The sequence below is a fragment of the Streptomyces kebangsaanensis genome, from assembly GCF_001906585.1.
Taxonomy (GTDB): Bacteria; Actinomycetota; Actinomycetes; order Streptomycetales; family Streptomycetaceae; genus Streptomyces; species Streptomyces kebangsaanensis.
On sequence record NZ_JUJA01000072.1, the window covers coordinates 1 to 9,031 of the forward strand.

Below are 9,031 nucleotides of genomic sequence, written 5' to 3' on the forward strand. Positions count from 1 at the left end.
GGTCAGGAGAGTGGATCGAGACCGTACATGCTGCGTCCGCCGACCAGTTCGCGGCCCGTGACCAGCTCCGGCTCGATACGGACGAAGACCTCCCGGGGCCAGGGCACCCAGGAACGCGGACCGCTCACCGCCAGCCGCCGCCGCTCGGCCGGATCCGTCACCACCGCGGCCGCACCGGTCACCACCACACTCCACCCCGACCGCGCCACCGCGTCCACCTCGTCCGCCTCGAACGCCACCACCGCACCCTCCACCGCCCGCACCAGCTCCGAGTCGGCCGAGGTGCGCAGCAGCACCGCACCGTCGCCGTCCAGGGCGAAGTTCACCGGCAGCACCGCCGGCAGGGCATGACGCGTGTGGACGACACGGCCCACCGGCACCTTGGCCAGCAGCCGCAGACACTCCTGCCGGTCCAGCTCACGGAACCCGTCGTTGCGATACATCAGCCATCCGTCTTTCCACCCGGCACGGCGAACCCGGCACGGCGGGCACAGCCGTGGTACATGCCCCCATCCTCCGGCCGCCCGGACCGCGGCACGAGGGCCGTCGGTCCTGGACCACCGAGGAGAACGGCCCGGTCAGGCCAGGAAGCTCAGCCGGACCTGGCGGCGGGGGTTGTCCTTGTTGGTGTCGACCAGGCACACCGACTGCCAGGTGCCCAGTTCCAGGCGGCCGCCGAGGACCGGGATGGTCGCGTGGGGCGGCACCAGGGCGGGCAGGACGTGGTCGCGGCCGTGGCCGGGGCTGCCGTGGCGGTGCTGCCAGCGGTCGTCGGCGGGCAGCAGGGTGTGCAGGGTGGCGAGGAGGTCGTCGTCGCTGCCGGAGCCGGTCTCGATGATCGCGACGCCCGCGGTCGCGTGCGGCACGAACAGGTTCAGCAGGCCGTCGCGACCGCCCGCGGTCTCCTCGAGGAAGGTCTCGCAGTCGCGGGTGAGGTCGACGACCGTCTCCCGGGTACCGGAGGCCACGTTCAGGACTCGGGTGGTGAAGGCTTGTGACATGCCCCCATCCTCGTCGATCCCCGGGCGGGAGCAGGAAGATCCGCGCCCGTGGCACGGTTGACAGGGGCATGGACAAGACACACGAAGTCGACGTGGTCGTCGTGGGCGCCGGCCAGGCGGGGCTGTCCGCCGCCCATCACCTGCGGCGCACCGGGTTCGAACCGGACCGCGGCTTCGTCGTGCTCGACCGCTCCCCCGGTCCGGGCGGAGCCTGGCAGTTCCGGTGGCCGACGTTGACGTACGGCAGGGTGCACGGGATGCACGCACTGCCGGGGATGGAGCTGACCGGCGCCGATCCCGCGCGGCCCTCCTCGGAGGTCGTCGCCGGGTACTTCGCCGACTACGAGCGCGCCTTCGATCTGCGGGTGCGGCGGCCGGTGGACGTACGGGCGGTCACGGACGGGCCCGGCGGGCGGCTGCTCGTCGAGACCTCCGACGGTACGTGGGCGGCGCGGGCGCTGATCAACGCGACCGGTACCTGGGAGCGGCCGTTCTGGCCTCGGTACCCGGGGCAGGAGACCTTCCGTGGGCGGCAGCTGCACACCGCACGGTACGCCGGCCCCGAGGAGTTCGCCGGGCAGCGGGTGGTCGTGGTGGGCGGTGGCACCTCCGGCACCCAGCACCTGCTGGAGATCGCTCCGTACGCGGCCGCCACCACCTGGGTGACCAGGCGCCCGCCGGTCTTCCGCGAGGGGCCGTTCGACGAGGAGGCGGGCCGCGCCGCGGTCGCGCTCGTCGAGGAGCGGGTGCGGCAGGGGCGGCCGCCCAGGAGTGTCGTCTCGGTGACGGGCCTGCCGCTGAACGACGCCGTCCGGAAGGGGCTGGAGGACGGGGTCCTGGACCGGCGGCCGATGTTCGAGCGGATCACGCCGGACGGTGTGCGGTGGGCGGACGGCCGGCACGTGGCGGCCGACGTCATCCTGTGGGCGACCGGGTTCAGGGCCGCGCTCGGCCATCTGGCGCCGCTCGGGCTGCGCGAGCCGGGCGGCGGCATCCGTGTCGACGGCACGCGGGCGGTCGCCGATCCCCGGGTCCATCTGGTCGGCTACGGCCCCTCGGCGAGCACCGTGGGCGCCAACCGGGCCGGGCGCGCGGCCGTCAGGGACATCGGGCGCCTGCTGGCCGAGGAGGATCCGGGAGAGGGACCGGCCGTCGCGGCGTGAGGCGCCGCGGCCCGGCGCGGCTCACTTCGTCGGCTGCGGGCCGAGACTCTTCTGGCCGGCGTGGAAATCGGCGAGGTTGCGCTGGTGTTCTGCGTAGTCTGCGGTGAAGCGGGTGTCGCCCGACTTGACCGTGACGAAGTACAGCCAGTCGCCCGGCGCGGGGTTGATCACGGCGCGCATGGCGTCCTCGCCCGGGTTGTTGATGGGCGTCGGCGGCAGCCCCATGCGCTGGTAGGAGTTGTACGGGCTGTCCACCTGGATGTCGTTCGCGCTCGTGCGGGCCGCGGTGCGGTCGAGGGCGTAGTTGAGGATGGAGTCCATCTGCAGCGGCATACCGCGCTCCAGCCGGTTGAAGACGACTCGCGCCACCTTCGCCATGTCGGCCTTCGTGGCGGACTCGGCCTGGACGATGCTGGCGATGGTGACCGCCTGGTACATGTTCATGGAGTTGCGCTGCGCCCCGGCGGCGATCGGGGCTCCGTTGAACTTCTTGTCCGCGGTGTCGACCAAGGCGGACAGCAGGGACTGCGGGGTGGCCTTGCCGTCGACGGTGTACGTCGCGGGGAAGAGGTAGCCCTCCGGGTTGCCCTCGGCGGCGGCCGGGAGCTTGAGGGGGGCCTTGGCGATCGACTGCTTCGTGGTGCCGGCGGGCAGGGCGAGGACCTCGTCGATGGCGGCGTAGACCTGGCCGGCCCGCCAGCCCTCGGGGATCACCAGGGTGCGGGAACCTACCGGTCCGCCGCTGCGGCTGTCGCTGTTCAGGGTCAGCAGCGGCACCGCCACGGCGGTGCCGGCCAGGACGGCCCCGGACACGATCAGGGCCACTCGGCCCCGGCGCGTCAGTCGGATCGTTCTCCGTGACGGAGTGTTCGTCTGCATGCGGGCACGGTAACCCGTATACCGCCATAAACCTGGCATATCTTCAGCCTGTCGGTCCGGCCTGCCTGGACGGCTCGCCGACCGGGCGGACCGGCTCAGCTCGTCGGCTCCAGCTGCGCGTCCCGGCGGACCAGCGCGGCGTAGCGTCCGTCGAGGTCCAGCAGCTCCTGGTGGGTGCCCTGTTCGGCCACCCGTCCGCGGTCGAGGACCACGATCTGGTCGGCACCGCGCACGGTGGACAGCCGGTGCGCGATGGTCACGGTCGTCCGGTTGGCGGACAGGGCGTCGATGGCCTCCTGCACGGCGGCCTCCGTACGGGTGTCCAGGGCGCTGGTCGCCTCGTCGAGGATGAGGACCGGCGGGTCGCGCAGGATGGTGCGGGCGATGGCCAGGCGCTGCTTCTCGCCACCGGAGAAGCGGTGGCCGCGCTCGCCGACGACCGTGTCGTAGCCGTCGGGCAGGGCCGCGATGTGGTCGTGTATCTGCGCCGCCTTCGCCGCCGCCCGCAGTTCCTCGTCGGTGGCGTCCGGTCTGGCGAAGCGCAGGTTGTCGGCGACCGAGGCGTGAAAGAGGTAGGTCTCCTGGGAGACGACGCCGACGGCGCGGGCGAGGGTGTCGAAGTCGAGGTCCCGCACATCGACCCCGTCGAGGGTGACGCGGCCGCTCGTCACGTCGTAGAGCCGGGGCACCAGGTAGCCGAGGGTGGACTTGCCGGCGCCGGTCGGGCCGACGACCGCGAGGCTGGAGCCCGCGGGGACGGCGATGTCGATGCCGTCGAGGATCGGGCCGCCGTTGCCGTCGTAGTGGAAGGCGACGTTCTCGAAGCGGACCTCGCCCTCGACCCGGTCGAGGTGGGCCGGCCGCTCGTGTTCGGTGATGTCGACGGGCAGGTCCAGGTACTCGAAGATGCGCTGGAAGAGCGCGAGCGAGGTCTGGATCTGCACGCCGGTGGACAGCAGGCTGACGGTCGGCCGGAACAGGCCCTGCTGGAGCGAGACGAAGGCGACGAGCGTGCCGATGGAGACCTTCGGACCGCCGAGCTGGAGGGCGACGCCCGCGGTCCAGTAGATGACGGCCGGCATGGCGGCCATGACGATGGTGATGACGGCCATGCGCCAGCGACCGGCCATGTTCGACCTCACCTCGAGGCCGACCAGGTGTTCGGACTCCTCGGCGAAGGACGCGGTCAGCGAGTCGGAGCGGCCCATCGTGCGGCCGAGCAGGATGCCGCTGACGGACAGCGACTCGGTCACCGTGGCGGCCATCGCGGCCATCTGCTTCTGGCGCTGGGTGGTGATCTTCTTGCGCTCGTTGCCGACGCGGCGGCTGATCCACGCGAACACCGGGAGCAGGACCAGGGAGACGATCGTCAGCCGCCAGTCCAGGGCGACCATCGCGACGATCGTGGCGACCACGCTGGTGAGGTTGGACACCAGGGAGGTGGCGGTGGAGGTGACGGTGGCCTGCATGCCGCCGATGTCGTTGGCGATGCGGGACTGCACCTCGCCGGTGCGGGTGCGGGTGAAGAAGGCGAGGGACATGCGCTGCAGCCGGCCGTAGACGGCGGTGCGCAGGTCGTGCATGACGCGCTGGCCGACGGTCGTGGAGATCAGTGTCTGCAGCACGCCGAAGACGCTCGTGAGGACGGCGCTGAGGATCATGCCGAGCGCGAGCAGGCTCAGCAGGCCGGTACGGCCCTGCGGGATCGCGACGTCGAGGGTCTCCTTCAGCAGGAAGGGCGTGGCGACGGAGACCAGCGAGGAGGCGCCGACCAGCAGGCCGACGATCGCGAGGCGGCCCCGGTAGGGACGGAAGAGCCTCAGGATGCGGCGAACCTGCCGGGGTTGGCCCTTCGCGTCGGCGGGCGGGGTCCAGGCGGGTTGGTGGTCGGGGTGCATGAGCTCCTACGAGGTGGGCGGGCGCCGGCCGACGGGCACGGCCGACCATGACTTACGGATCCTAGCTCATTGTTACCTATACTCACAATGAACAAGATCCTGATATGGTGCCCGCATGAGTTCCCCCGACCCCGACGGCCTCCTCGCCGAGCAGCTGCTGCGGCTCACCCGCCGGGTGCACCGCATCCAGAAGCGTCACCTGCAACAGCACACCCTGGGCATCACGCCGGCCCAGTCCCGGCTGCTGCGCACCTTGGCGCACTTCGGCGAGCCGCCCCGCATGGCGGACCTCGCCGAGTCCCTGGAGGTCGTGCCGCGCGCGGTGACCACGCTCGTGGACGGGCTGGAGGCGGGCGGCAGGGTGCGCCGGGTCCCCGACCCGGCCAATCGCCGGGCCATCCGGATCGAGCTCACCGCCGAGGGGCGCGGGGCGCTGCACGAGTTGCACGGCGCGCGCCGGGCCGCCGCGGAGGAGATCCTGGAACCCCTGACGGACGAACAGCGCGAGGCGCTCGGTGAACTGCTGGACACACTGGTGGGCACGGTGCCCACGCGGGGGCGTTGCCGACGCTGCTGAAACGTACGCGACGGGGGCGCGAACACTGCTGAGAACTCGGCGAGTCAACAGCCAGGGGTGACGGAAGTGCGTCACCGCGACCCTTCCCGCCGGCCGTACCGCCGGTCCGATACGGCTGCTACAGCCGCAGGTTGGCCTTGTCGCCCATCACGATGACGGGCTCGTCCTTCGGGTCGAGCGTGCGCAGCAGGTACTCCATCGCGGACTGCGGGACGCTGACGCAGCCCAACGTGCCGTCCTCGTGGTCCACATGGAGCCAGATCCCGCCGCCCTTGGACTGCCCCAGGGGGCGGGTCGGGTCGTCCGGGCGTGTGCCGCGCAGGCGGTTGTAGTCGATGGCTATGACGTAGTCGAAGTCGTGCCAGTGCGCCTCGTCCCAGGAGTAGGGGGAGATGAAGGTGTCCTCGTCCCGGGTGTAGGGGAACCTGGTGCCCGGGTCCTCGAGAAGCCCGCCGGCGTCGGAGAGCGTGAACACCCCGACGGGGCTGCGCTCGTCACCCTCCCGGTGGTTCGTGGTCCAGCCCTGTTTGCCGTTGTGCGACGGCCAACTGCCCGACTGCTGCCAGAAGGTGCCGCGTTTCTGGTACAGCACCAGTGTCGAGTCCGGGGAGTCCTTGTGGTCGCCGTAGACCACCACAACCTGCCGTGCGCCGAGGGGGATCCGCTGCCACAGCCGCTCTCCGACGCCCGGTATCCGGGACGGGGCCACGGAAGGGCCGGTCCGGGCGGTCCCCGACGGGCCGCCGGGTCTGGGGACCTCGCGGCGGTGGGGCTCCGCCCGAGTCCCGCCGCAGGCGGCGACTGCCGCCAGAAGGAAACCGCAGGTCGCCGCAGCGACCATCGCATGTTTTGTGCCGCCACTCTGCATGTCCCCATCGTTGCCACGACACGCCGGGTGATCCACTCGTATTGGTCCAGATAGCCTTATTCACTTTCCATTGGAGCATTCAGCTCCTCGTGCGCCGGCCCGCTCTCCACGGCGCGCGGAAGGAAAACCGCTTGCTTTCGACTACTTGGCGACGCGACCCTGTCACGGTCTGTCCGCCCGCCGGCGGCGACTGCTCCGCCCTGACACGAGCCACTGGAACCTCATGCAGATTCAAGACCTTCCGTATCCCGACCCGGGTGTACCGGACGCTCGCTCGGGTCCCCGACTCCTGTGGTGGCTGGGACGGAACCAACTGGGCGGGCAGTTGAGAGCGCTGGCCTGGGGACTGCTGCACTTCGCCTCGGTCGCCGCTCTGCCGTTCTGCGTCGGCCTCGCCGTCCAGGCGGTCGTCGACCGCTCGGGCTCCCGGCTCGCCCTGACCGGCGGGCTGCTGGCGCTGGCCTGCGCCGGCAACGCGCTCGGCGACACCTTCCTGCACCGCGCCGCGGTCACCAACTGGATCACCGCGGCCGCCCGCGTCCAGCAACTGCTCGCCCGCAAGGCCGCCGAGCTGGGCTCCGCGCTGACCCGGCGGGTGGCCGCGGGCGAGGTGGTCGCCGTCTCCACCGGAGACGTCGAGAAGATCGGCTGGTTCGTGGAGGCCGTGTCCCGGTTCACCGCGGCCACGGTCACCGTGGTGCTGGTCTGCGCCGCCCTGCTCGTGTACCAGCCGGCGCTCGGCGTGGTCGTCGCCGTGGGCCTGCCCGCGCTGGCGCTCGCGGTGCTGCCGCTGCTTCCGCGCGCGACCCGGCGTGCCGATGTGCAGCGCGAGAAGGCCGGCCGCGCCACCGAACTGGCCTCGGACACCGTCGCCGGCCTGCGGGTGCTGCGCGGCATCGGCGGCGAGGAGCTGTTCCTCGACCGCTACCGCCGCGCCTCCCAGGAAGTGCGGCACGCGGCCGTCCGCAGCGCCCGCATGTGGTCCCTGATCTCCGCGATCCAGGTACTGCTGCCGGGCCTGCTGCTGATCGCGGTCGTCTGGTACGGCGTCCAGCTGGCCCGCACCGGCCGGATCACCGTGGGTGAACTCGTCACCGTCTACAGCTCCGTCATGGTGCTCACCTATCCCTTGCGGCACTTCGAGGAGATCGCCATGGCGTACTCCTTCTCCCGCCCGTCGGCCGGGCGGGCCGCCCGGGTGCTCTCCCTGGAACGGACCACCGACGGAACCGGGACACGGGCGGCCGACGCACCGTCGGGCGACCTGTACGACCCGGTGACCGGACTGCGCGCGCCCGCCGGACTCCTGACCGCCGTGGTCTGCGGCGACCCGGACGCGGCGGGCCGGCTGGCCGAACGGCTCGGCGGCCACCCCACCGAGCCGGGTACGTCGGTGCTGCTGGGCGACGTGCCGCTCGACGAACTGCCGCTCGACTCCGCCCGCACGGCCGTCCTGGTCCAGGACAAGGATCCGGTACTGCTCTCCGGTTCGCTGCGTGAACTGCTCGACGTGCCCGCCTCGGGGAACGTCTCCGCCGGGGAGGCGCTCGCCGCCGCCCAGTGCGGTGACGTCCTGGAGGCGCTCGCACAGGCGTCGCCGGCCGCCGGGGACCCGATGGACGTCCGTGTCACCGAGCGCGGCCGGTCCCTCTCCGGTGGCCAGCGCCAGCGCCTGGCTCTGGCCCGGTCGCTGATCACCGACCCGGAGGTGCTGGTCCTGGACGAGCCGACCTCCGCCGTCGACTCGCACACCGAGGCGCGGATCGCGCAGGGCCTGCGGAACCTGCGGACCGGTCGCACCACGGTGGTGTTCGCCTCCTCGCCGTTGCTGCTGGACCGTGCCGACCGGGTGGTGCTGGTCCATGAGGGCACGGTCGCCGCGGTCGGCGCGCACCGCGACCTGGTGCACTCCGAACCCCGGTACCGCGCGGTGGTGACCCGGGAGACGGACGAGGAACTCGCCGCGCACGACATGATCCGGGGCGGCGGCGGGCCGAGGACCGCACCGGCCGATCCGCCGGCCGACGAGGCGATCCCGCGGGGCGCCGTGGAAGAGATGGAGGAGACCGCATGATCGGCGTGGCGCCCCCGGCGTACGACCCGGCGGCCCCGACGGCGGCCAGTACCCTGCCCGTCGGCTCCGCCGCGACCGTCCGCGCCTACCTGACCGAGCTGCTGCGCCGGCACCGCGGCGCCTTCCTGCTGCTCGTCACCGTCAACACGGTGGCCGTGCTCGCCTCCATGGCCGGCCCCTGGCTGCTGGGCGGTCTGGTCGAGCGGGTGTCGCGCGGCGTCCGGGAGCTGCATCTGCCCCTGACCGCGGGGCTGTTCGTGCTGGCGCTGCTCGTCCAGGCCGTGTTCGTGCGGGAAGTGCGGCTGCGCGGAGCGATGCTGGGCGAGCGGATGCTGGCCGACCTGCGCGAGGACTTCCTCGTCCGGTCGGTCGGGCTGCCGCCGGGCGTACTGGAGCGGGCGGGCACCGGCGACCTGCTCTCCCGCATCACCACCGACATCGACCGGCTCGCCAACGCGATGCGCGAGGCCGTGCCGCAGCTGGCGATCGGAGTGGTGTGGGCGGCACTGCTGCTCGGCGGTCTGGTCCTCACCGCGCCGCCGCTCGCCGCTGCCGTGCTGCTGGCCCTGCC

The 9,031-nt window shown here is 72.2% G+C and carries 9 protein-coding genes; 4 read left to right on the plus strand and 5 right to left on the minus strand.

Going from position 1 to position 9,031, the window contains the following annotated elements:
• Positions 1–2: 2 nt before the first annotated feature.
• Together RH94_RS10195 and RH94_RS10200 are read right to left on the minus strand one after the other, a co-directional pair.
• A complete protein-coding gene (locus tag RH94_RS10195; RefSeq protein WP_073947304.1) occupies positions 3–443 on the minus strand; it encodes a pyridoxamine 5'-phosphate oxidase family protein in 441 nt (146 codons plus the stop codon).
• A 135-nt stretch (positions 444–578) separates the two neighbouring features.
• Positions 579–1,001, minus strand: coding sequence for a secondary thiamine-phosphate synthase enzyme YjbQ (locus tag RH94_RS10200; RefSeq protein WP_073947305.1), 423 nt, complete (start codon positions 999–1,001; stop codon positions 579–581).
• 68 nt (positions 1,002–1,069) lie between these two features.
• Between RH94_RS10200 and RH94_RS10205 the strand changes: the two genes are divergently transcribed.
• A complete protein-coding gene (locus tag RH94_RS10205; protein ID WP_073947306.1) occupies positions 1,070–2,164 on the plus strand; it encodes an NAD(P)-binding domain-containing protein in 1,095 nt (364 codons plus the stop codon).
• A 21-nt stretch (positions 2,165–2,185) separates the two neighbouring features.
• On the opposite strand, the gene mltG is transcribed toward RH94_RS10205, so the two are convergent.
• Both mltG and RH94_RS10215 read right to left on the minus strand, forming a co-directional pair.
• Positions 2,186–3,043, minus strand: a complete 858-nt coding sequence (mltG, locus tag RH94_RS10210; RefSeq protein WP_073947307.1) for an endolytic transglycosylase MltG — start codon at positions 3,041–3,043, stop codon at positions 2,186–2,188.
• A 95-nt stretch (positions 3,044–3,138) separates the two neighbouring features.
• Positions 3,139–4,941, minus strand: coding sequence for an ABC transporter ATP-binding protein (locus RH94_RS10215; RefSeq protein ID WP_073947308.1), 1,803 nt, complete (start codon positions 4,939–4,941; stop codon positions 3,139–3,141).
• A gap of 115 nt (positions 4,942–5,056) precedes the next feature.
• On the opposite strand from RH94_RS10215, the gene RH94_RS10220 reads away from it, so the two are divergent.
• Positions 5,057–5,518 (plus strand): MarR family winged helix-turn-helix transcriptional regulator, encoded by a 462-nt coding sequence (locus RH94_RS10220; RefSeq protein WP_073947309.1) that lies wholly within the window; start codon positions 5,057–5,059, stop codon positions 5,516–5,518.
• A 118-nt stretch (positions 5,519–5,636) separates the two neighbouring features.
• On the opposite strand, the gene RH94_RS10225 is transcribed toward RH94_RS10220, so the two are convergent.
• The gene (locus RH94_RS10225) at positions 5,637–6,227 is read right to left on the minus strand and encodes a L,D-transpeptidase family protein (RefSeq protein WP_407697295.1); all 591 of its coding nucleotides are present in this window, start codon (positions 6,225–6,227) and stop codon (positions 5,637–5,639) included.
• Positions 6,228–6,609: 382 nt separating this feature from the next.
• Here RH94_RS10225 and RH94_RS10230 point away from each other — a divergent pair, with 382 nt between their 5' ends.
• Positions 6,610–8,460 (plus strand): ABC transporter transmembrane domain-containing protein, encoded by a 1,851-nt coding sequence (locus RH94_RS10230; RefSeq protein ID WP_073947311.1) that lies wholly within the window; start codon positions 6,610–6,612, stop codon positions 8,458–8,460.
• Positions 8,457–9,031, plus strand: a 575-nt coding sequence (locus tag RH94_RS42955; RefSeq protein WP_267893351.1) for an ABC transporter transmembrane domain-containing protein, incomplete at its 3' end; no start/stop codon positions are given. The genes RH94_RS10230 and RH94_RS42955, both read left to right, overlap by 4 nt.

What these genes read in the sequence shown, in the direction of transcription:
- RH94_RS10195 (WP_073947304.1), bottom strand. Translation starts at nt 443, where the DNA reads ATGTATCGCAACGACGGGTTCCGTGAGCTGGACCGGCAGGAGTGTCTG.
- RH94_RS10200 (WP_073947305.1), bottom strand. Translation starts at nt 1,001, where the DNA reads ATGTCACAAGCCTTCACCACCCGAGTCCTGAACGTGGCCTCCGGTACC.
- RH94_RS10205 (WP_073947306.1), top strand. Translation starts at nt 1,070, where the DNA reads ATGGACAAGACACACGAAGTCGACGTGGTCGTCGTGGGCGCCGGCCAG.
- mltG (WP_073947307.1), bottom strand. Translation starts at nt 3,043, where the DNA reads ATGCAGACGAACACTCCGTCACGGAGAACGATCCGACTGACGCGCCGG.
- RH94_RS10215 (WP_073947308.1), bottom strand. Translation starts at nt 4,941, where the DNA reads ATGCACCCCGACCACCAACCCGCCTGGACCCCGCCCGCCGACGCGAAG.
- RH94_RS10220 (WP_073947309.1), top strand. Translation starts at nt 5,057, where the DNA reads ATGAGTTCCCCCGACCCCGACGGCCTCCTCGCCGAGCAGCTGCTGCGG.
- RH94_RS10230 (WP_073947311.1), top strand. Translation starts at nt 6,610, where the DNA reads ATGCAGATTCAAGACCTTCCGTATCCCGACCCGGGTGTACCGGACGCT.